Raw genomic sequence first — 21496 nt, 5'->3', positions numbered from 1 at the left:
GCAGCAGTAACAACATCACGCCATATTTCATGATTTTTCTCCGCAATCAGTGGTGATGAGAATGTGAGTGGAGATGATGGCCCGCGGTTTCATAGGCGCCGGCAACCGGTTCGAACGGCGCCAGTTCGCTGCCGACAATCAGCCCGAGGCCGATTAACATATCGTCCAGCACATGATCGTGCAGCCAGGCGACACGTCCGGCTTCAATTTGTAACGGAACATGGCGATTACCAAGGTGGTAGCAGGCTATCGCCAGCCTGAGTGGATCGCCACACAGCGCGATGGATAACTTTTCCGCCGCGGCGACAATTCGCACCACAAACTCGCCGCTATCATCACTGAGAATATCGCCACCGCGCAGCAGCGAACCACGCTCCAGCGCCAGCCCGGCCTCACTGCCGTCATCCAGCTGAATACGCGCCCGACTTTTTAGCCGGGTAGCATAATCAAGGGTGGCGCTGGCATTGACCCTGGCAGCCGCGGTTATTTTGCGGGTAAGGAAAAGCATCGTGACTCCTTAAAACAGAAAATAACGTTGCGCCATCGGCAACTCACTTAACGGATCGCAGGTCAGCAACTGACCATCGGCACGTACTTCATAGGTTTGCGCATCCACCTGAATATCAGGGGTTAAATCATTGTGGATCATCTGCGACTTGCGCACATTGCGGCAGCCTTTCGCCACGCCAATCAGGCTTTTCAGCCCCAGTTGGTGATGCAGATCATGATTAAACGCGCGCGTTGACAGAAAAGTCATGCAGGTGGCGTGACGTGCAGCGCCGAGCGAACCAAACATTGGCCGGTAATGTACCGGCTGCGGCGTGGGGATCGACGCGTTAATATCACCCATGGCGGCGCTGGCAATCATGCCGCCTTTGATAATCAGCGCAGGTTTAACGCCAAAGAAAGCCGGACTCCACAACACTAAATCCGCCAGTTTTCCCGCCTCGACCGAGCCGACTTCATGGGCGATGCCATGGGTGATCGCCGGGTTGATGGTGTATTTGGCGATATAACGTTTGACGCGAAAATTATCCTGTTCCGCGCTGTCGCCTGGCAGCGGCCCGCGCTGCAATTTCATCTTATGCGCCACTTGCCAGGTGCGCATAATCACTTCACCGACCCGTCCCATCGCCTGTGAATCGGATGAGGTCATGGAAAATGCGCCAATATCATGCAGAATATCCTCTGCCGCGATGGTTTCCCGGCGGATACGTGACTCAGCAAACGCGATATCTTCGGCTATGCCGGCATCAAGGTGATGGCAGACCATCAGCATATCGAGATGCTCATCGACGGTATTGACGGTATAAGGCAGGGTGGGATTGGTGGAAGACGGCAAAATATTGGCAAACGAACAGGCACGGATAATATCCGGAGCATGACCGCCACCGGCGCCTTCAGTATGAAAGGTATGAATGGTGCGATCGCCAATCGCTTTTAAGGTATCTTCGACAAAGCCCGCTTCATTCAGGGTGTCAGTATGGATCGCCACCTGCACATCTTCTTCTTCTGCTACCTGTAAACAGCAGTCAATGGCGGCCGGGGTTGACCCCCAGTCTTCATGCAGCTTCAGGCCAATCACCCCGGCATCCACCTGCTCACGCAGCGCCTGATGGCTGGAGCTGTTACCTTTGCCGAGCAGGCCAATGTTAACCGGCAAACTGTCGGCGGCCTGGAGCATACGGGTGATATTCCAGCGGCCCGGAGTACAGGTGGTGGCATTGGTGCCGGTCGCCGGACCGGTGCCGCCGCCAATCATGGTGGTGATACCGGAGGTTAATGCTTCCGTCGCCTGTTGCGGACAGATAAAGTGAATATGGGCGTCAATCCCTCCGGCGGTGACAATTTTGCCCTCCGCCGCGATAATTTCCGTACCGGCGCCAATCGGTATCGTTACGCCGGGCTGGATATCCGGATTACCGGCTTTGCCAATCAGCGCAATACGGCCATGTTTAATGCCGATATCGGCTTTCACAATGCCCCAGTGGTCAATAATCAGCGCATTAGTCAGCACCAGATCCATCGATTCGCTGTCCGGCATTTGCCCCTGCCCCATACCGTCACGAATAACTTTGCCGCCACCAAATTTCACCTCTTCGCCATACAGGGTGTAATCCTGCTCCACTTCTATCCATAACGCGGTATCCGCCAGTCGCACCCGATCGCCAGTGGTCGGCCCGAACATTTCAGCATAAGCCTGTCGCGATATTTTGCTCATGGCGCCAGTCTCCCCTGAACCCCGGCGCGGAAGCCATAAATGGCGCGATTACCCGCCACCGCGACCAGCGCCACTTCACGCGCCTGGCCAGGTTCAAAACGCACCGCGGTCCCTGCCGCAATATCCAGCCGGTAACCGCGGGTCTTCTCGCGATCAAATACCAGCGCCGGATTCACCTCATAAAAATGGTAGTGCGAACCGACCTGAATCGGCCGGTCGCCATGGTTTTCTACCGTCACCCGCATCACACTGCGTCCGGCATTTAATTCAATGTCACCCGCAGCTACCCTGACTTCACCTGGGATCATAAGGTTCCCCTCAGATAATCGGATCGTGGACGGTCACCAGTTTGGTGCCATCCGGAAATGTCGCTTCAACCTGCACATCACTGATCATCTCCGGCACGCCTTCCATCACCTGCTGGCGGGTCAGTACGTGGCGCCCGGCTTCCATAAGCTCCGCCACCGTTTTGCCGTCACGCGCGCCCTCCATAATCGCGGCGCTGATCAGCGCCACCGACTCGGGATAATTCAGCTTAAGCCCGCGATCCAGCCGGCGTTCGGCGACCAGGGCGGCGGTAAATAACAGTAGTTTGTCTTTCTCTCGCGGTGTCAGCTCCATACCGTCTCCATTTCAGGTTGACCATATTCGGGGATTAACAGCGTCCAGCCCAATCACCTGTGGACGGGCAAGGCGCCAGAGTTGGTGCAGATCGGTCTCCAGCGTCAGATTGCTGTGATCCAGCAGACGGATGACCAGTAAGTCCCCCAGCAGCGTGGCGCCGGCCGGATGCTGGCGCGCGGCCAGCTGTGCCCGCACCGCCATGACCAGCGCTTCACTGGCGGGATACATCAGCATCGTGCTGTGTAACGGATAGCCTGCTAAGGTCGCGAGACCGCCGCTGACGCGCAGGGTTTCGCTCAGCAACGGCTCGCCATCACGCCAGACGCGCAATTTACTGATGGCATTGCCGCAGTCGTAATTCTCCTGCATTACCGGACGACCAAAACAGAAGGTTTCCCAGGCAATCAGTCGGGAATCGGCGGCAAGATGAAATTCACTGCTAATACGCGCTTCACTGCCGCGAAACAGAATATTGCCCGGCGGCAACCATTCCATTGCGCAACCCGCCTGCAGCCTAACGCGCTGGTTAATGGCGGCGCTGGCGCCATTGCTGCGATATATTTTTGCCGCGCCGGGCATGGTTATTAATGCCGTTGCCGCATCGATTAACTGCACGTCGGTATTGAGTTCATCGCCGCCGACCACGCCGCCCGGTGGATGAAGAATATAGAGATGGCAAGTATCGCCTTGCGGATAAAAGGGGCGCTGCACGCGCAATGGTCCGAGGTGGCGCTGCTGCAATAACCGGGTTTTTCCCGCGCTCTGACCGAGCTGCAGGGTTAACCAGGCTTTCCAGCCAGCATCGTTGACCGCGGTTTGCGGCTGCGCTGCATGGTTCACTTTCAGATATTCCATTATGACTCTTTTTATCAGCGCAATTCTGCCGGGAGATCGTTAACTATCTGGTAATCAAGTGTCGGATCCCGCCGTAAAGTTGTCAAAATCAGGCGAAAACGCGTTCAATAAATGGGTTCCGATCCGGCCGGCTGGTCACTTTTTCCCGATCGGCCCGGACAGGCTATTGCAACGGTTGGGCCAGCGTTCTGTTGTCATGATAATTATCAATCACTTTCCGCGCCGGCCTGGCGCTACCCGGCGGCGTGACTGTGACGCCGGTATGCGCCGGGAAAGTAATTGATTTGGTCGATTCAAAAAAATTTGCCTCCGCCACTGGCGAATAATCCCCTGCGGTCTGACGCCGCCCCAATACCGGGCGCACGCACCAGAAAAGTGCCGACGATGAACCAAAATGGTTCAGCCCGGCTCGCGGCGCAGTTGCCGTCGGATGCGCCGCTGAACGTGCTGTTGTGCTTATTTTGTTAACGAGGTGCCGTCAATCTTCAGCCTATTGCCAGCGATGGTTTTTTTATGGCAACCAGATCAAGGTGGCGAACCGCGAACTGCGTCAGTTTTGGATTCAGCAACAGCAATGTTTCAAGTCATTAACATAAAACATCACAACTCGTGACGGAGATCCAAAAATGGCAACCCCGCAGCAACGTATGTATATCAACGGACAGTTTGTTGAGAATCGCAGTGACCAGTGGATCGAGGTGATCAATCCCGCCAGTGAACAGCTAATTTCGCGCATCCCGCAGGGCAGCGCCGGGGATGCCGCCCGCGCCATCGACGCCGCCGCGCAGGCACAGCCGGGCTGGGAAGCGCTGGCCGCCGTGGAACGTGGGGTGTGGCTGCATAAAATTGCTGCAGGCATACGCCAGCGTGCCGACGAACTCACCGCCACCATTATCGCCGAAGGCGGCAAAACCTTTGGGCTGGCGCAGACTGAAGTGCTGTTTACCGCCGATTACCTCGACTATATGGCTGAGTGGGCGCGGCGCTATGAAGGCGAGATCGTGCAGAGCGACCGTCCGAATGAAAATATTCTGGTGTTTAAGAAGGCGATTGGTGTTACCACCGGTATTCTGCCGTGGAACTTCCCGTTCTTTCTGATTGCCCGCAAGGCGGCGCCGGCGCTGGTCACCGGCAATACCATCGTGATTAAACCCAGTGAATTAACCCCAAACAATGCGGCAATCTTCGCGGAAATTGTCGACAGCATCGGCCTGCCGCCGGGGGTATTCAATATCGTCTACGGTTACGGTCCGACGGTGGGTCAGGCGCTGGCGGCAAACCCGAAAGTGGGGCTGGTCAGTTTAACCGGCAGTGTGAAGGCCGGTATTGAAACCATGAAAGCGGCGGCTGACAACGTCACCAAAGTGTCACTGGAACTGGGGGGCAAAGCCCCGGCGATTGTCATGAACGATGCCGATCTCGAACTGGCGGTCAAAGCCATCGTCAGTTCGCGCGTGATTAATAGCGGACAGGTATGCAACTGCGTCGAGCGCGTCTATGTACAGGAAGAGATCTACGACAGCTTTATCACCCGCCTGGTCGCCGCCTTTGAACAGGTGACATTTGGCGATCCGGCACAGCAGCAACAGCTGGATATGGGGCCACTGATCAGCGCGGCGGCGCTACAGCGGGTAGAGGAGAAAGTGGCCAAAGCACTGGAGCAAGGTGCGCAGTTGCTTATCGGCGGCAAGCGTCACGGCACGCGCGGCTTTTTCTTCCAGCCCACCATTCTGACAAACGTCAGGCAGGAGATGGCGATTATGCATGAAGAGATTTTCGGCCCGGTGCTGCCCGTCGCCACCTTCCGCACCCTTGATGAGGCGATTGCGCTGGCGAATGACAGTGAATATGGGCTGACATCTTCGATCTTCACCAGCAATATCAATACGGCAATGATTGCGCTGCGCAAGCTGAAGTTCGGCGAAACCTATATTAATCGCGAGAATTTTGAAGCGATGCAGGGCTTTCATGCTGGCTGGCGTAAGTCAGGAGTTGGCGGCGCGGATGGCCGTCACGGGTTGGAGGAGTATCTGCAAACCCATGTGGCATATCTGCAATTCCAGTGACGGCAGACATTAATCGGTGACGGGCGGCATAAATGCCGCCCCTACAGGGCGTTATCTGCACGCTTAATAGGGCGTCAGTAAATGACCACGCAACGGCGGGAAGTCGCAGCCGCTGCCGGTAATCAATCTGACCGCCCGTTGGGCGAGAGTTTCCAGCGGATAAGCGATCAGCGGCAAATACGGCTGACCCAGCGCGGCAACCGAACCGTCAAGACTGAACACCATCACCTCCTGCGGCACCGCGCGCTGATAACGTTTTAGCAGTTCCGCCACCTCCAGACCTTTATAATAATCGGTCACCAGAACCGCATCGAAAGCAATATGACGATTAATCAGCCCCTGCAACGCCACGCTTACCGACTCGGCCTGGTTAACAATCAGCTGACGATTAAACGGCATCGCCAAACTTTCCAGCGCACTGCAGTAGCCCTGTAATACCTGATCCGCGGCTTCGCCCGGTTTAAAATTAAACAGCGCGATTTTACGTCGTTGCTGCGTGAACAGGTAGTGACTGGCGGTCTGACTGGCGAACTCATAATCAATACCGACCTGCTGGTCGCCGCTGGCATTCAGGCAATCAATCAGTATCGCCTGCTGCGCCGCGGCGGGTAGCGGAAAACGCGCGCCCACCACCATAATGGCATCACACAGGCCGGTACTGAGCTCAGCACAAGCCTGCGCCACGGCATCGGTGGTATTAGCGAAACGCAGCAGCAGATGTTTCTGATGCTGGCTGAGCTGCTTCTCCAGCGCCTGCAAATAACCGGTGGCCTGCTGAATATGCTCAGTGGCGCAAATGACGCCTATACAGTGGGTGACCTGACTGCTGAGCGACTGCGCAATGGCATTTGGCTTATAGTTCAGGATCTCCACGGCGCGCAGTACCGCATCTCGACTCTCCTCTTTTACCCCGCGGCTGCCACTCAGCACCCGCGATACGGTGGCTTTTGACACCTGCGCCAGACGCGATACATCATTAATACTCGCCATTATTGCTCTCTATCATTGTTAGCCGGAAAAGCCATTATTCGCGGCGGTACGGGCAAACCATTCTCCGCTTTTCTTCACCCTGCGCTGTTGGGTTTGCAGATCGAGTTGCACCAGACCATAGCGGTTTTTATACGCATTACACCATGACCAGTTATCGATAAAGGTCCACATATGATACCCGAGACAGTTGCTGCCTTCGGTAATGCCACGATGCAGCCACTGCAGATGCTCGCGCACAAAATCGATGCGGTAATCATCCTGGATCTGCCCGTGCTGCGTAAAGCGTTGTTCATTCTCCACGCCCATGCCGTTTTCTGAAATAAAGCAGCGCGGATTGCCATACTGTTGCCGTAATAGCGTCAGAATGTCATAAATCCCCGGCTCATAGATCTCCCAGCCGCGATAAGGATTCATTTTTCTTCCCGGCATCTGATAATGGTCGAAAAACCACTCCGGCATAAACGGACTTTGTGGGTTAACCTGCGAATCACGGCACTTAATACGACGCGGCTGATAATAGTTAATCCCCAGCAGGTCAACGACGCCCGCCGCCAGCAGTTGGTTATCGCCGGGCTGACATAGCGGTAGCTGATCATATTGCTTCAGTAGCGCCAGCAGTTCCGGCGGATAACAGCCGCGTAGCGCCGGATCGAGGAAGCTGCGATTAAACATTAAATCGGCAATGTTTGCCGCGGCGACATCCGCCGGATGTTCGGAACGCGCATACGAAGGGGTCAGATTAAGGATAATGCCGATTTCCCCGCCCTGCTGGCGTTGACGATAGTTTTGTACCGCTATGCCATGGGCCAGCATGGTGTGATAAGCCACCGTCGCCGCACGCCGGAAATCAACCACGTTCGGGTAGTGGAAATCATACAGATAACCGCCTTCAACCGGCACAATCGGTTCATTGAAGGTAAACCAGTGCTTTACCCGATCGCCAAATAACTGAAAACAGTGGTCGGCATAGCGACCATACGCATCGACGACCTCACGGCTCTCCCAGCCACCCTGCTGCTGCATTACCAGCGGCATATCAAAATGAAACAGGTTGATAAACGGCGTAATACCCTGCGCCAGTAGTTCGTCGATCACCTGATTATAAAACCTCACCGCCTGCGGATTGACCGCACCGCGTCCGTCAGGAATGAGTCGTGCCCAGGAAATCGAGGTGCGGAAACTGTTGTGGTTCAGCTGTTTCAGCAGGGCAATATCGTCGCGCCAGTGCTGATAAAAGCCCGATGTCTCTGCCGGGCCTACCTGCTGATGAAAACGCGACGGCTGCTGCCGGAACCAGTGGTCCCAGATAGTGGCGCTTTTGCCGCCATTAAGACTGTCACCCTCGGTTTGCGGCGCCGAGCTGGCGCTGCCCCACCAGAAATGTTGCGGAAACTGATACTGCATGGGAAATTCTCCTGATCAACGGGCGGTCATTTCCGGCCTGGGCGCAGCGGCGGCCGGGGATTGTTCTGCTTCCTGTTGCAGCAGACTACGCTCATATACCCGCAGGAAAGGCAGATACATCAGCGCCGACATCAGCATGCAGAACAGGCACATTACCACCGGACTGAATGCCCAGTTTGCCGCCCAGGATGCGCCAATCGGTCCCGGCGTGGTCCAGGGCGCCATTGACACCACCTGCGCCACCCAGCCTAATTTTGTTGCGGTCCAGGCGAAGATCGCGTTAATCATCGGCACGCAGATAAAGGGCAGGAAAAATAACGGGTTCATAATAATCGGCATGCCGAACAGAATCGGTTCATTGATATTAAAGAAGCTCGGCACGATGCCCATTTTACCGATGGTACGCAGATGCGCTGCGCGGCTGCGCAGCAGCAGAAAGGCCAGTGGCAAGGTGGAGCCTACGCCGCCAATCAGCAGATAAAAATCCCAGAACCCCATCAGATAGGTATGCGGCAAGCTGGTGCCGGCTTCCAGCGCCGCCTGGTTGGCGGCAAGATTAGTCAGCCAGAACGGGTTCATAATGCCGGTAACGATCAGCGCCCCATGGATACCGGCAAACCACAGCACCTGGCACACCAGTACCGACAGCAGCACCGCCGGTAGCGAGTCGGACGCTGAGACCAGCGGCGCCAGCAGATGCATAATTGCCTCAGGAATAATCATCCCGGTCCAGGACGCGATCAGCAGATTCAGCGGATGCAGGGTAGCGACAATCACGATCACCGGGATCAGAATTTCAAACGAACGCGCCACACCGGTCGGCACCTCTTTCGGCAGGCGGATAGTGATTTTATGCCGCTTCAGCCAGGCATAAACTTCACTGGTATACAGGGCGGTGATAATGGCGGTGAAAATACCCTGGCCGGAGAAATACTCGGTGGATATTTTGCCATCCTGATAGGGTGCGGCAACCAGCAGAAAACCCATAAATGCCAGTAAGCCGGTCATCACCGGATCGAGTTTGTGATGCTTACCAATGCTGGCGCCAATACCGACGGAAATAAAAAAGGTCATCACCCCCATACTGAGATAATAAGGCAACATCAGTTGCTGGCGGTGGTTAAGCGAAAAGTCGAGCCAGGCGCGGGCAAAACCCCAGCTGGTATCAGGAGAAAACGGCGGAAAGATAAACACCAGCATAAAGGAGCCGATAATCATAAACGGCAGCGCGGTAACAAAGCCATCGCGGATGGCGATAACATGGCGCTGCTGCCCAACCGCAGCGGCCATTGGCGTGATCCTGCGCTCGATGATGGTAATCAATACCTGATAAAGTGAGCCCATTATGCTGCTCCTTTGTCAGCAATCAACTGCAGGGCGAAGTCGAGCACTTTATCGCCGCGCTGCATGCCGTAATCCATCATATTGATCACCGCCACCGGTATGCCCTGTCCGGCAGCCGTGGCGGCCAGATTGTCGAGCATATACTTAATTTGCGGCCCTAATAGCACCACCTGATAATCCGCAAAACGGTCGCTAAACTCGGTGGCGCTGTAAGCCGCTATCTCCACTGCCAGACCACGTTTATCAGCTTCTTCCAGCATTTTACGCACCAGCAAACTGGTAGACATTCCGGCGGAACAGCAAAGCATAATCTTGTACATGACCTCTACTCCCTGTGGGTGTTCGAGGTTAGAGTGGAAACGATTTGGAAACCGGTTTCCATCATCATGCAAGGATTATGCGAGCTGCTTCATAAAACCCCACGATGCACGCCAGCAGGATGTGAAATACATCACGAAGATTGAGAGAAAAAACCATCCCTGCCGCTCCGGCCATTGCCGCAGGCCGAGAGCAGGGTTATTTGACTGGCGGGTTATGGTTGGTGGCGCTTAACGAGCAGTAGCGCAGCGGCCATCCGCGACGGGATGGCAATTGTTAAGCTTCGCGCTGTTGCCACAGCAACCATCCCTCAACCTGTATCGAAGGCAGCGGTCGCGAATAGTAAAAACCTTGTGCTTCATCACAGCCATAAGCACGCAATGAGTTGGCCGTTTCTTTGTCTTCCACCCCTTCCGCCAGCACAATGTAGTCCAGTTCTTTCAGCATATTAATCACGCTTCTGGCAATAATACGGCTGGCGGTATCGCTCGCCACCCGGCTGATCAGCGACCGATCCAGCTTGATGACATCCATTGGCAGTCTTCTCAGATAACTGATGTTGTTATAACCGGATCCGAAATCATCCAGCGAGATACGAAAACCTCTCAGCTTCAGCATATCCAGCCCGCTCAGTGCCGCAGCGCTTTCCAGCACCTTTTCGGTTTCCAGGCATTCAATCCCCAGATCGTCAGGCTGCAGCCCCATGCGTAACATTTTCTCTTCCAGCTGAGTAGCAAAACCCGGCCGCGAAAAATCAGTCACCGTGACATTGATCGATACCGGGATATGGATCCCTTTACTTTTCCACTGCGTCAGCTGCCGCAGTGTGTTATGAATCACCCAGTCGGTTAACTTATTCATCAGGCTGGAACGCGCCACCAGTGGGATAAATCTATCCGGCGCCAGCTCACCGCGCAGTGGATGCCGCCAGCGGATTAGCGCCTCCAGTCCTACCGTTTTGCCGCTCTGCAGGTTAACCTTCGGCTGGTAAACCAGATACAGCCCGCCATCCCCCTGCAGTGCGGCGGTGATATCGTTAATTAGCAAGAAATCATCATGCTGCTGCGTATCGACCGCGGCGTTATATTCAAGGAAGCTTTGCCCGGTGACGACGGCCTCATGCAACGCACTCACCGCTTTTCTCAGGGTTTCCACGCCCTCGCCCGCCAGAGCATTGAAACGAACCATGCCGACATGCACATCCAGGCTGACGGAAATATCATCGGTAATCTGCGCGCGAATGCCCTCCAGCTTGCTGCTGATGCTGCTGCCGGTCAGCGGACTGGTTTCACTGGTTAACAGGGCAAAACGTCCGGTGGCCGCGGTATACAGCACATCGGTCGGTTTCAACCGCAACCGCAAACGCAGTAGCATCGCAATATCTCTTAGCAATGACTCCACCGCGCTAATTCCCAGGGTTCGGCTCATCTCCCAGGCCCGCGGCATATCAATGCAGTCGATCAACACCAGCTGATGCGGCGAGTTATCGCCCTTATCAGCCAGCGCTTCGATATCGCGTAGCAAGCGCTGGCGGTTTGGCAACAGGGTGACGACGTCAATATAGCCGGTTTTATACCATGCCTGCAGATAACCGCTGACCAGGCTGGCAAGCAGTTCCAGCGTCTCCATGTCCTGCGCCGAGAACTGATGTGGTTTGGTATCCGTCACACAGAAGGTGCCGATTACCGACCCGTCGGCGGTGCGCAACGGCGCGCCGGCATAAAAACGGATCCACGGCGGACCGAGGGTCAGGGGATTACGGCAGAAACGTTCATCGGTCAGCGTATCGCCGCAAACCAGCACTTTCCCGGCCGCGGCAGTATGGCGGCAAAAGGCGTCTTCAAGAGAACTTTCACGCAGGTTAAAATTATGTGAGACGCGGATATATTGCCGTTCGTCATCAATGATAGAAACAAAACTTCCGGGTATATCAAGGAGTTCACTGGCCAGTCGGATAAACTTTTGCAGAATATCGTCACGGGTACTGTCCGTGGATTTCAGCATTTCCAGCGCGGCAAGTCGTTTTTTATTATCTTTATTGTGCTCAGTTACCATTGTTTATCACCGAAAGCGCCAGCAAATAGGATTAATCCCACAGACAACCCGAATTCAGGTCTTGTCGGCAATAGTAACCTTTCGGAAGCTTATTGCGATATATATTCCTGACAGGAATTTTTTGGGGCGCTGAAAACGGCGGAAGCAGAGCGGCTTCCGCCAGAGGAGTATCGCTGTTACGCCAGGCGGCGCTGGCTGCGCAGTAATGCCCAGCCGCTGAGCAGAGCGAGGATCATCAGATAGTAACTCGGCGCCAGACTGGTGCCGGTGGCGGTGATCAATAAACTACAGACCAGCGGCGCAAAACCGCCAAATACCGTAACCGCAATGTTATAGCTGATCGCCATGCCGCTGGCGCGGGTTTCCATCGGAAACAGGTCGGCCATCAATGACGGTACGGTAGAGAAGTAAATGGATTTCAGTAACGCCATCCAGCCCACCAGCAGCATCAATGTCAGGGGGGTTGTATGGTTGACCACCAGCATAAACGCCGGATAGATAGTGATAATCAGCAGGATCAGTGAACACCACATCAGCGGAATGCGCCCGACCTTTTCTGCCCATAATCCCATCAAAGGCGTCACCACCGTCAGGATCACCCCGGCCAGCAGCGTCGCGCCAAACGCCACTGAGCCTGGCAGATGCAGGTTTTTTGTCGCATAGGTTGGCACATAGTTAAGCATATAGTTGATGGCCGTCGAGATGACCATCAGTCCGATTGCCAGTAATAATAACTCTTTCTGGCGCCCCACCAGAGTTTTCAGCGGCGCAGCAGGTTTCGCGGCGGCCTTAAAGTTGGCAGGCTCATGCAGATGACGGCGGATATAGAGCCCTACCGGCCCGATAACCAGCCCAAAAGCAAAAGGAATACGCCAGCCCCAGTCCTGAATTTGCGTTTCGCTCAGCCACGAGGTTAAGCCAAGTCCAAAAGCGGATGCCATCAGGGTACTGGCGCCCTGGGTGGCAAACTGCCAGCTGGCGATAAACGCTTTGCGCTCGGGAAAATGCTCAACTAAAAATGCCGTTGAGCTACCAAACTCCCCCCCCGCCGAGAATCCCTGAATCAGACGCGCCAGCAGGATGATAATCGGCGCGGCGACGCCAATGGTGCCGTATGACGGCATAAAGGTAATCATCACCCCACCGAGCATCATCAGGCAGATAGAGACCAGCAAGGCTTTTTTTCGCCCAACCCGATCCGCATAGGCGCCCAGTACAATCGCGCCAAGCGGGCGAATTAAAAAGGAGACGCCAAAGCTTCCGAGGGCCAGCAGCAGTGATACCGATGCATCGCTACTGGGGAAAAACGCGTGCGCAATATAGCTGGCAAAAAAGCCATACACGGCAATATCAAACCACTCAAGGGCGTTGCCAATGCAGGTGGCGAACAGGGTTTTATGCAGGCTGGGTTTTACCGAACTGGCAGCCGGCGCCCGCTGGGTTAATTCACTCATAATTTCGCTCCTGACTGCGCCTGATGCGCCTGATGTTGCGCGATCAGCTGCGCTCCCTTCTCTCCCAAATCCCATAACAGTGCGGTCATCATCTGCAACCCTTCCCGGGCGATAGATTTGAGCATATGTTCATCCACCGCATGCTGGCCGCAGGCCGGATAGGAGTGCGGGATCCACAACGTTGGCAGGCCGAGAATATCCGAGAACACTTCATTGGGAAGTGAACCACCAAGATTGGGTAACAATGCCGGTTTTTTACCACTGGTGGTTGCCATCACCTCCAGCGCCCACGCCACCAGCGGATCGGTGGGATCGAGGCGTGTGGCTGGCGTACCGCGGATCACTTCAACGGCCACATAATCAAAACCGTGCTGGCACAGATGCTGGCGGATATGGCTGGCCAGATTTTCCCAGTCGGTTTCCACCACAAAGCGTAACTGGCAGACCGCCGTGGCTTTCCCCGGGATGGCATTCATCGGACGTGCCGGATTACCGGTAAGAAACGACAGCACTTCCAGCGTATTCCAGCCATACAGACGTTCCGCGCCGCTCAGTCCCTCTTCGCCCCACTGACTGGCGATCGCCGGATCGTTAGCATTGCCGCCAACCGCAATATCGCTGAGGATGGCCCGTACTTCAGCGCTGATAGCCGGTGGCTTCAGCGCCGCCACCTGGAGCTGGCCCCGATCATTAACCAGACAGGCAATGGCGTTCGCCAACTGCGTCCCGGGATTACTCAGCAAACCGCCCCAGTTACCGGAGTGGTAATCCTTCGGTCGCGCATTAATGCTCAGGCGGAAGTTCACGCAACCCCGTGAGCCGAGAAACAGCGTCGGACGCTGTGCGTTCAGACGCGGGCCGTCGGAGGCAATAAACAGGTCGGCACGTAATAACTCAGCCTGCTGCCGACAAATTTCCGCCAGTCCCGGCGAGCTGATCTCTTCCCCCATCTCAAACAGAAATGTGCAGTTAAAGCCAAGCCTGCCGCCACGCGCTTTATAGACCTGTTCCAGTGCGGCAATATTCACGCTGTGCTGCCCTTTATTATCCGCACTGCCACGCGCATACCAGCGGTCGCCCTCTTCCACCAGTTGCCATGGTGTTAGCCCGCTGCGCCAGTGCTCGTCGTCGCCAAATACCACATCGCCATGGCCGTAGCACAACATGGTCGGCAGCGCCGGATCTTCAATCCGGGTGGCAATCAGAAACGGGCGATGTTGCGCCTGTGGATTGTCAAACTGATGCAGCGCAAAACCTAATGCCCTGAGTGCCGGTGCGATCTCCTCATCAAGGTAGCGCTGCAGTTGCAGATCGCGATCGTCGCGCTGGCTTTCCGTCGCCAGCGCCACGCGGCGTGCCAGAACCTGTTTAAATTCCCCACTGTCGAAATACGCCGTTGCCAGCGCGACTGCCTGTTCACCTGTCATAGTCTGTCCGTTGTGTTTCTCTGTTTTGTTATCAGATTTATCTAAGCTAAAATCACGCTTTGCCACAATTGTTAATTTTTGAAACAAGCTTTGCTTTATTAGCAAGGAGATCTTGCCCGATAACAAGGCATGCACCGTAACGAGGCAGCACTATGCATAGCAGTGAAATTCGCTATTTTCTGGCCGTGGTCAATACCGGCTCGCTCAGCGCGGCCAGTGAACAGCTGTTTGTGGCGGTATCGGCGATCAGCCGGCAGATTCAGCGGCTGGAGACGCGCATCGGCGTGCCGCTGTTTGAACGACATGCGCGTGGCATGATCCTGAATGAAGCCGGGCAGATTTTCGAAAACCATGTGCGCAAAAGCCTGACGGATATGGAACATGCTATTGCTGAGATAAAGGGGCTGAATGCCGTGCGCCGGACATTAATTCGCGTCGCCTGTACTGATGGTATGGCTTTCTATTTGCTGCCGGCGCTGTTCGCCCGTTTCCGGCAGATCAATCCGGCGGTAACCTTCAGCCTGCGCGTATTGAGCGGCAAACAGGTCGCCGAAGTCGTGCGCGATGGGGACTGCGATGTGGCATTCCAGTTTAGTTTGCATCCGGAACGCGGCGTCGAAGTGATTTCATCTTTTGCCGCACCGGTATTGATGGTGATGAAAGACCAGCATCCGCTGGCGCAACAGCAGGTGACGCTGAGTGATTTAAGCCACTACCCGCTGGCGCTGCCGGAACCGGGCACCACCGTGCGACAGTTATTTGATCTTGCCTGCCGGATGAGCGGCACCTTTATTGAACCGGTTCTGACCTGCAACTTCTTTTCCAGCCACTATAATTTTTTACTGCATTCACCGCAGGCAATTACGCTGTGCAGTCATTTCACGGTGATGTATCAGGCGCAGGAACATCATCTGGTGCTGAAAACCTTCGGCGTTGATCAACTGACCCAGCGCACTCTGCAAATACAGACGCCGCCAGGCCGTCAGCGCAGTGCCGCGCTAAATTTGTTTTTGCAATTTGTCAGCGAGCAGATGAAACAACAAAGCGATCGGGTTCAGCAGGTGTTTGGTTTTTAATCAGCAGATTCACCATCCACGGCGCGAGTAGCGGCAACTTAATACAGCATATCGACTGCCGGTTATTTCGCCGCCGCTCCCTTTCTGGGTAACTAAATACGCTAAGGCATTAATAAAAATTTAATTAATGCATAACAAATAATTCCAACTTCCCCACACCTGATATTTGCCTCCCTGCGTTTTAATAACGTATCGGCTATCGGCAATGGTTTCAGTATCGCCTGAATGTTGAAAAACACCGATTTATATGCTTAACCTTGGTATAGCAAACAATAATAACCGACTAATCAGTTAAATTTATCTTAATTATTTCATCTGTTAAGAGTATTCGCATTCTCTTGCTGATAACATCAACTTGCGCAAATTTTCGTCATTAACGGCAGGTAAAAATATAACTTATTGAATTAGATGATGTACGCTCACTGCGCTCGTGGTTTAACACCAGGATAAAGAACACGAACGACAAAATCCAGAATCCGCTGCACAGCTGACACTGATTCATAAAACTTGATAATAGAGAAAACAACGCGACTGATTTGAGAATCATAAATTAACAAACAGAAGATTATGGCTATCAATAGCCCACCATAGTGAAACCGGCCTTATGTAATTATTTACTTAGTTTTTCTTAACTGATAAGATTCTTTAAACCCAGCACCGTGATGTCGTTATCAGCCATAACTAAGGAACAGATCGAAATGTTGCGAATCTTCGATGTAAACTATAATTTACTATCTAATAACAGGTCTGAGGAATTGTTTACTCTTAGGAAAAAAACATTTAAAGATCGTCTGGATTGGATAGTTAACTGTCAGAATAATATGGAATTCGATGAGTATGATAATAACCATACAACATACTTATTTGGCATCTACGAGAATATGGTTATATGCAGTATTCGTTTTATCGAAATAAAACATCACAATATGATTACCGGCACCTTCCAGTCTTACTTCGATAAACTGGAAATTCCATCAGGTAATTATATTGATGCCAGCCGACTTTTTATTGATAAAGAACGAGCCAGATCCTGTGGCCTCAGCCAGAAACCCATCAGTTCAATGATGTTTTTAGCGATGATCAACTATGCGCGCCATGGTGGCTACGAAGGCATTTATGCCATTGTCAGTCACCCAATGATGATTATCTTCAAAAGGTCGGGTTGGAAAATTGCGGTGATCGAGCAGGGATTATCAGAAAAAAACGAGCCTATTTATCTTATTTTTATGCCCGTTGATGAGATGAATCAGCAGATTTTGATTGATCGCATCAACAAGACAAACCCAACTTTTACCAGCCAGTTAAACGCATGGCCATTATCTTTTGGCGTCAGGAAAAATCGGTCTGATAAGTTGCAACTCGACACCCAGTCTTATGGCATGCTTGGCATTAGTAACACCTAATTTTTTAACAGCATTGCCGATATGAAATTTAACCGTACTTAACTTTATTCCCAGAATAAGTGCAATTTCCGGGTAGGTTTTCCCCATACTTGCCCAGTAAACAATTTCATTTTCACGCCGGGAAAAGATCTCTTTATCAATTTTTTCATCTTCGGCATTGCTACTTGCCTGATTATAAAGGGACGTCATTTTTTCATGCGTCGCAATGAGTAACATCTGAAGTTCGGGTTGGCTGTCCGCAACCAGCTTCTCCATATTTTCATCGCAGGATTTATCAATAATGATTGATAGCACCACCAAATTATTGTTGGGATCATGGATGACAAAAGTATAGCCATTGACAAAGTCATAATCTCTTGCGCTGTCAAATATTTTGGGGATTTTCAGGCCAGAATTGATAACAATGTTCTCATCCCAGGCAAAGGGGGAGACACGTTGTGCCGCGGTGATAAGCACCGGATCGATAAACTGATAATTATTAGCGGTGTAAACGTCAAACCATTCCGTTCGATTTGAAATAATTGAAAACTGTGCCGGATTTTTCTTGTTCATTATGGCATAGGCATACTTAACGTTGTTATATCCCTCCAGCTTCCTTTCCAGATAGCTTTTTATGGTGGTATTAATAAATTCATTATTAAAAAACAGATTAGACACTGTATCCTCCCGTCATCACCAAACACAGTCCATTACAAGGCCAGAAGTATAACATAAACATTTTTGTAGTATAATAAAAAAATCCCCTGCGACGGCAGCCCCAGCCCGCGGCTGATAATCAGCGCTAAATATCCTTTAGGGCGAGATAATCGTTCAACGAAGCGGCGGGCGCAGCCCCTCGATCCAGACTAATCTCACAGGGTAACTCTTTTATATTCAATACAATAAGAGGATATTACTGTTTTTTAGCCAAGGGTGCCAGCATCGCAATTATGCGAATCACCGTTGATGATGGCGAAAAACAACCTCACGCACTGGCTGTCAGGCGATCTGCAGCAAAACTTAAGCGATAAAGGTGATCCGCGTCAGGGATGCTGCGTTGGCGTTGCGTTAGCGTGCAGAAAACTGAGCATTAGATCATGTGTCTTAATAAGTAACATCTGAAAACAGGCCTTGTGCTGCTGAATAATCGCATCAAACGCCTTACTCTCTCCCTTGCCAATAGTGAGAGACAGGGTGGCTAAATGATTATACTGATCGTGCAACACGAAGGTATGACCATGGATGATGTTATAGTATTCAGCGAGATTAAACAGCGCCGGATGCTGTAATCTCAGGTTCAGTACCCGATCATCGTCCCATGAAAATGGTGATGCCGTGGTGGTCGCAGCCAGGATAATCGGATCAATTCTTTGGTAACTATTTATTTTATATATATCTACCCACTGCTTTGAATAATTAGTAATAGGATAAAATTCATCCGGGTTGTCTTTATTCATTATCATGCATGCATAACGTAACTCTCCATAACTATTCAAATTATTTTTAAGGTAATCATTTATGATCTTTTCATTTTCGCAACAAAGTGACATTAGCATACATTATTATTCCCAGGCTAATGAATTAGCAGACAAAGTACGTTTTTGACCTATACCATAGTCTAACTGGTTTTATCGGTAAGAAAAGATTATAGTCTTCAGCATAAATAGCAAGATAGAAAAAATTAGTTTGACCGTATTAAATTGAATAAAATCCTGATCTCGTTTGTTCAGGTTGCCATCAGGCAAACACCAGGGAAATTTACGCGTCTTTAACGTTGTTGTTACAGTTGGTAATCAGTGTCTGCTGTCATCAGGTATATAAATGCCGTGGCAGAGACTTGATTACCAACCTTCACTCCTCTCCCCCAGCGTCACCATCAACATTTTAATTCATCCGGCCCCGCCTGCAACAGGAAGCGCCGTGTCTCGTTTAGTTTAAATCCAGCTGATTAAAAATATGCTTGCCAAAAGGGTCTATTTCATCGCCGGTAGCCTGTTTGCGCACCGGTTAAAAAAGGGTCGAATGGGCAACCATCACCGCCGGAACCTGATCATGCATGATCGGTTGTGCCTGCGGGTATAGTGCAATACGCTTGCTATGATCCTGTTCAGCAGCGGCGACAGCGATCGGTTTCAGGTGCGCAAAACCAATTTACATCTGCTGAATAAATAACCTAATTTGCCACCAGTCTGAACAAGAGATGCTTTACATCAAGAAGGAAGCGTTATGACCCAAGATTTGGCCAGTCAGTTAACCCGCCGTTTTTACCGCTACCTGGCGGTAAGCAGTCAGAGTGACGCCCGGGCAACGGTACTCCCCAGTACGCCGCAGCAGCACGAAATGGCCAACATGCTGGCGGCAGAGTTGCGCCAGTTGGGTTTACAGGAGGTGGTTATTGATCAGTACGCTACCGTTACCGCGGTTAAACCCGGTAATTGCCCGGCTGCGCCGCGCATCGGTTTTATCACCCATATTGATACCGTCGATGTCGGGTTATCTGCTGATATTCATCCGCAAACGCTGCATTTCACCGGCAGTGACCTGTGCCTGAATCAGGCTGCGGATATCTGGCTGCGCACCGCGGAACATCCCGAGATCCTGGCCTATCAGGGCCAGGATATTATTTTTAGTGATGGCACCAGCGTGCTGGGCGCGGATAACAAGGCGGCGGTGACGGTAGTGATGACGCTGATGGAAAATCTTAGCGGCAAGCACGGTGATATTGTGGTGGCATTTGTTCCTGATGAAGAGATAGGTCTGCGCGGCGCTAAAGCGCTGGACCTGGAAAAGCGGTTTAACGTTGATTTTGCTTATACCATCGACTGCTGTGAACTGGGTGAAGTGGTGTATGAAAACTTTAACGCCGCGTCGGCAGATATTCAGCTGACCGGCGTCAGTGCCCACCCGATGTCCGGCAAAGGGGTACTGGTCAACCCGTTGTTAATGGCGCATGACTTTATCAGCCAGTTTGATCGGCTGGAAACGCCAGAGCATACCGAAGGTCGCGAAGGCTATATCTGGTTTAACGAAATCAATGCCAATGCGCATCAGGCGCACCTGAAGGCGGCGATTCGTGACTTCGATCTGGCGAAGTTTGCCTGGCGTAAACAGCAGATTGCCGATGTGGCGGCGAAAATTGCCGCACGCTATCCCACCGGTAAGGTGGCGTTTAGCGTCAGCGATGTGTACAGCAATATCAGTAATGCTATTACCGGGGATCGGCGGGCGATCGATCTGATTTTTGCCGCGCTACAGCAGCTGCAGATTGAACCGAAGGTGATACCGATGCGCGGCGGCACTGATGGTGCGGCGTTGTCGGCAAAAGGATTATTAACGCCAAACTTCTTTACCGGCGCCCATAACTTTCATTCGCAGTTTGAGTTTCTGCCGGTGCCGTCTTTTGTGAAGTCATACCAGGTGGCGGAAAAACTCTGCCATCTGGCGGCAGAATAAATAATCAGGTGTTGCAGGGCGACAACATCTGCCGCCCTGCACCGGATTTATTTCACACTGACATCAATCCCCGGGAAGAATTTCTTCGCCAGGGTGGCTACCGTACCATCCTGCTGCAATTTCACGATCGCGGCATCCAGCTGTTTTTTCAGCGCAGCGTCATCTTTGCGCAGCCCAAAACCGATACCTTTGCCAAGGATCTTCTCATCCTCAACCGGTTTGCCAACAAAGCCAAAGCCTTTGCCCTGCGGCTTATCGAGGAAGCCAGACTGTCCGGCGGCTGACATAACCAGCGTACCATCCAGACGCCCCGCCACCATATCGTTGTATACCTGATTCTGATCCTGATAAGAAGTGACCGTTACGCCCTTGCTTTCCCAATACTGTTTCGCATAGGTTTCCTGCACGGATCCCTGCAGCACGCCGATATTTTTCCCGGCCAAACTTTCAGCCGTTGGCTGCAAACCACTGTCGGTGTGTGCCACCAGCTGGCTTGGAATACGGTAGATAGGGGTGGTGAAACCGATGTTTTTCATCCGCTGTTCGGTAATATTCATTGCCGAATTGATCGCATCAAATTTTTTCGCCGCCAGCGCCGGGATCAACGCATCAAAACTGCTCTCCACCCAGCTGCATTTCAGGCTGGCGGTTTTACAGATGGCATTACCCAGTTCGATATCAAAGCCTTCAAGTTCACCCTGAGCGTTACGGCTCTCAAACGGCGGATATTGTGACTCCAGACCATAGCGCAACGTCTCCTGCGCCAGCACCGATACAGAAGAGAGCAAACCTACCGCGACCAACAGTGCATTCAATTTCTTCATCAA

19 protein-coding genes and 1 pseudogene are annotated in these 21496 nt (G+C 52.5%); 4 read left to right on the top strand and 16 right to left on the bottom strand.

Annotated elements, in window-relative coordinates:
* Window positions 1–46 precede the first annotated feature (46 nt).
* Genes ureE through JWF83_RS25585 form a run of 5 tightly spaced genes read right to left on the bottom strand, consistent with a single transcriptional unit; the run spans window position 47 to window position 3700 of the window.
* Window positions 47–508 (bottom strand): urease accessory protein UreE, encoded by a 462-nt coding sequence (gene ureE, locus JWF83_RS25605; protein WP_413653320.1) that lies wholly within the window; start codon window positions 506–508, stop codon window positions 47–49.
* Between the two features lie 9 nt (window positions 509–517).
* The gene (gene ureC / locus JWF83_RS25600; RefSeq protein ID WP_413653318.1) at window positions 518–2221 is read right to left on the bottom strand and encodes an urease subunit alpha; all 1704 of its coding nucleotides are present in this window, start codon (window positions 2219–2221) and stop codon (window positions 518–520) included.
* A complete protein-coding gene (locus tag JWF83_RS25595; protein ID WP_413653317.1) occupies window positions 2218–2529 on the bottom strand; it encodes an urease subunit beta in 312 nt (103 codons plus the stop codon). Before JWF83_RS25595 ends, ureC begins: the two co-directional genes overlap by 4 nt.
* A gap of 10 nt (window positions 2530–2539) precedes the next feature.
* A complete protein-coding gene (locus JWF83_RS25590; RefSeq protein ID WP_413653316.1) occupies window positions 2540–2842 on the bottom strand; it encodes an urease subunit gamma in 303 nt (100 codons plus the stop codon).
* Window positions 2843–2854: 12 nt separating this feature from the next.
* On the bottom strand, window positions 2855–3700 hold the full coding sequence (locus JWF83_RS25585; RefSeq protein ID WP_413653315.1) for an urease accessory protein UreD: 846 nt from the start codon (window positions 3698–3700) through the stop codon (window positions 2855–2857).
* A gap of 626 nt (window positions 3701–4326) precedes the next feature.
* Between JWF83_RS25585 and aldA the strand changes: the two genes are divergently transcribed.
* Window positions 4327–5766, top strand: coding sequence for an aldehyde dehydrogenase (gene aldA, locus JWF83_RS25580; protein WP_413653314.1), 1440 nt, complete (start codon window positions 4327–4329; stop codon window positions 5764–5766).
* 63 nt (window positions 5767–5829) lie between these two features.
* Here aldA and JWF83_RS25575 read toward each other — a convergent pair whose 3' ends face one another.
* From JWF83_RS25575 to JWF83_RS25545, 7 genes are all read right to left on the bottom strand, one after another.
* Complete coding sequence (locus tag JWF83_RS25575) at window positions 5830–6756, bottom strand: LacI family DNA-binding transcriptional regulator (protein ID WP_413653312.1); 927 nt, start codon at window positions 6754–6756, stop codon at window positions 5830–5832.
* An 18-nt stretch (window positions 6757–6774) separates the two neighbouring features.
* Window positions 6775–8160: a glycoside hydrolase family 1 protein gene (locus JWF83_RS25570; protein ID WP_413653311.1), complete on the bottom strand. Its 1386-nt coding sequence runs from the start codon at window positions 8158–8160 to the stop codon at window positions 6775–6777.
* A gap of 15 nt (window positions 8161–8175) precedes the next feature.
* The gene (locus JWF83_RS25565) at window positions 8176–9504 is read right to left on the bottom strand and encodes a PTS sugar transporter subunit IIC (RefSeq protein WP_413653310.1); all 1329 of its coding nucleotides are present in this window, start codon (window positions 9502–9504) and stop codon (window positions 8176–8178) included.
* Window positions 9504–9824: a PTS sugar transporter subunit IIB gene (locus tag JWF83_RS25560; RefSeq protein ID WP_413653308.1), complete on the bottom strand. Its 321-nt coding sequence runs from the start codon at window positions 9822–9824 to the stop codon at window positions 9504–9506. The genes JWF83_RS25565 and JWF83_RS25560 overlap by 1 nt, the downstream gene beginning before the upstream one ends.
* 274 nt (window positions 9825–10098) lie before the next feature.
* Entirely contained in the window at window positions 10099–11877 is a 1779-nt protein-coding gene (locus tag JWF83_RS25555; RefSeq protein ID WP_413653307.1) for an EAL domain-containing protein, read from the bottom strand.
* A gap of 176 nt (window positions 11878–12053) precedes the next feature.
* Complete coding sequence (locus JWF83_RS25550; protein WP_413653306.1) at window positions 12054–13331, bottom strand: MFS transporter; 1278 nt, start codon at window positions 13329–13331, stop codon at window positions 12054–12056.
* Window positions 13328–14758, bottom strand: a complete 1431-nt coding sequence (locus JWF83_RS25545; protein ID WP_413653305.1) for a M20 family metallopeptidase — start codon at window positions 14756–14758, stop codon at window positions 13328–13330. Before JWF83_RS25545 ends, JWF83_RS25550 begins: the two co-directional genes overlap by 4 nt.
* Window positions 14759–14910: 152 nt before the next feature.
* On the opposite strand from JWF83_RS25545, the gene JWF83_RS25540 reads away from it, so the two are divergent.
* Complete coding sequence (locus JWF83_RS25540) at window positions 14911–15834, top strand: LysR family transcriptional regulator (RefSeq protein WP_413653304.1); 924 nt, start codon at window positions 14911–14913, stop codon at window positions 15832–15834.
* Window positions 15835–16532: 698 nt separating this feature from the next.
* On the top strand, window positions 16533–17237 hold the full coding sequence (locus tag JWF83_RS25535) for an acyl-homoserine-lactone synthase (protein ID WP_413653302.1): 705 nt from the start codon (window positions 16533–16535) through the stop codon (window positions 17235–17237).
* Here JWF83_RS25535 and JWF83_RS25530 read toward each other — a convergent pair.
* From JWF83_RS25530 to JWF83_RS25520, 3 genes and pseudogenes are all read right to left on the bottom strand, one after another.
* A complete protein-coding gene (locus JWF83_RS25530) occupies window positions 17151–17894 on the bottom strand; it encodes a helix-turn-helix transcriptional regulator (protein ID WP_413653301.1) in 744 nt (247 codons plus the stop codon). The two genes, JWF83_RS25535 and JWF83_RS25530, sit on opposite strands and share 87 nt — an antisense overlap.
* 365 nt (window positions 17895–18259) lie before the next feature.
* On the bottom strand, window positions 18260–18766 hold the full coding sequence (locus JWF83_RS25525) for an autoinducer binding domain-containing protein (RefSeq protein ID WP_413653543.1): 507 nt from the start codon (window positions 18764–18766) through the stop codon (window positions 18260–18262).
* A 379-nt stretch (window positions 18767–19145) separates the two neighbouring features.
* Window positions 19146–19343: pseudogene (locus JWF83_RS25520) on the bottom strand (ABC transporter substrate-binding protein); the annotation flags it as partial.
* Between the two features lie 99 nt (window positions 19344–19442).
* Here JWF83_RS25520 and pepT point away from each other — a divergent pair.
* A complete protein-coding gene (pepT, locus tag JWF83_RS25515; protein WP_413653300.1) occupies window positions 19443–20669 on the top strand; it encodes a peptidase T in 1227 nt (408 codons plus the stop codon).
* 47 nt (window positions 20670–20716) lie between these two features.
* Here pepT and JWF83_RS25510 read toward each other — a convergent pair whose 3' ends face one another.
* Window positions 20717–21493: a transporter substrate-binding domain-containing protein gene (locus JWF83_RS25510; protein ID WP_413653298.1), complete on the bottom strand. Its 777-nt coding sequence runs from the start codon at window positions 21491–21493 to the stop codon at window positions 20717–20719.
* Between the last annotated feature and the right edge of the window lie 3 nt (window positions 21494–21496).

The sequence above is a fragment of the Pantoea sp. B65 genome (assembly GCF_047308185.1).
Lineage (GTDB): Bacteria > Pseudomonadota > Gammaproteobacteria > Enterobacterales > Enterobacteriaceae > Erwinia.
The sequence above is the reverse complement of the archived record's forward strand: the minus strand, read 5'-3'. Positions and strand labels throughout refer to the sequence as shown.

Coding starts and splice junctions, on each gene's coding strand:
- ureE (WP_413653320.1), bottom strand. CDS start 508: ATGCTTTTCCTTACCCGCAAAATAACCGCGGCTGCCAGGGTCAATGCC.
- ureC (WP_413653318.1), bottom strand. CDS start 2,221: ATGAGCAAAATATCGCGACAGGCTTATGCTGAAATGTTCGGGCCGACC.
- pepT (WP_413653300.1), top strand. CDS start 19,443: ATGACCCAAGATTTGGCCAGTCAGTTAACCCGCCGTTTTTACCGCTAC.
- JWF83_RS25590 (WP_413653316.1), bottom strand. CDS start 2,842: ATGGAGCTGACACCGCGAGAGAAAGACAAACTACTGTTATTTACCGCC.
- JWF83_RS25565 (WP_413653310.1), bottom strand. CDS start 9,504: ATGGGCTCACTTTATCAGGTATTGATTACCATCATCGAGCGCAGGATC.
- JWF83_RS25510 (WP_413653298.1), bottom strand. CDS start 21,493: ATGAAGAAATTGAATGCACTGTTGGTCGCGGTAGGTTTGCTCTCTTCT.
- JWF83_RS25525 (WP_413653543.1), bottom strand. CDS start 18,766: ATGTCACTTTGTTGCGAAAATGAAAAGATCATAAATGATTACCTTAAA.
- JWF83_RS25585 (WP_413653315.1), bottom strand. CDS start 3,700: ATGGAATATCTGAAAGTGAACCATGCAGCGCAGCCGCAAACCGCGGTC.
- JWF83_RS25595 (WP_413653317.1), bottom strand. CDS start 2,529: ATGATCCCAGGTGAAGTCAGGGTAGCTGCGGGTGACATTGAATTAAAT.
- aldA (WP_413653314.1), top strand. CDS start 4,327: ATGGCAACCCCGCAGCAACGTATGTATATCAACGGACAGTTTGTTGAG.
- JWF83_RS25545 (WP_413653305.1), bottom strand. CDS start 14,758: ATGACAGGTGAACAGGCAGTCGCGCTGGCAACGGCGTATTTCGACAGT.
- JWF83_RS25575 (WP_413653312.1), bottom strand. CDS start 6,756: ATGGCGAGTATTAATGATGTATCGCGTCTGGCGCAGGTGTCAAAAGCC.
- JWF83_RS25555 (WP_413653307.1), bottom strand. CDS start 11,877: ATGGTAACTGAGCACAATAAAGATAATAAAAAACGACTTGCCGCGCTG.
- JWF83_RS25560 (WP_413653308.1), bottom strand. CDS start 9,824: ATGTACAAGATTATGCTTTGCTGTTCCGCCGGAATGTCTACCAGTTTG.
- JWF83_RS25535 (WP_413653302.1), top strand. CDS start 16,533: ATGTTGCGAATCTTCGATGTAAACTATAATTTACTATCTAATAACAGG.
- JWF83_RS25570 (WP_413653311.1), bottom strand. CDS start 8,160: ATGCAGTATCAGTTTCCGCAACATTTCTGGTGGGGCAGCGCCAGCTCG.
- JWF83_RS25550 (WP_413653306.1), bottom strand. CDS start 13,331: ATGAGTGAATTAACCCAGCGGGCGCCGGCTGCCAGTTCGGTAAAACCC.
- JWF83_RS25540 (WP_413653304.1), top strand. CDS start 14,911: ATGCATAGCAGTGAAATTCGCTATTTTCTGGCCGTGGTCAATACCGGC.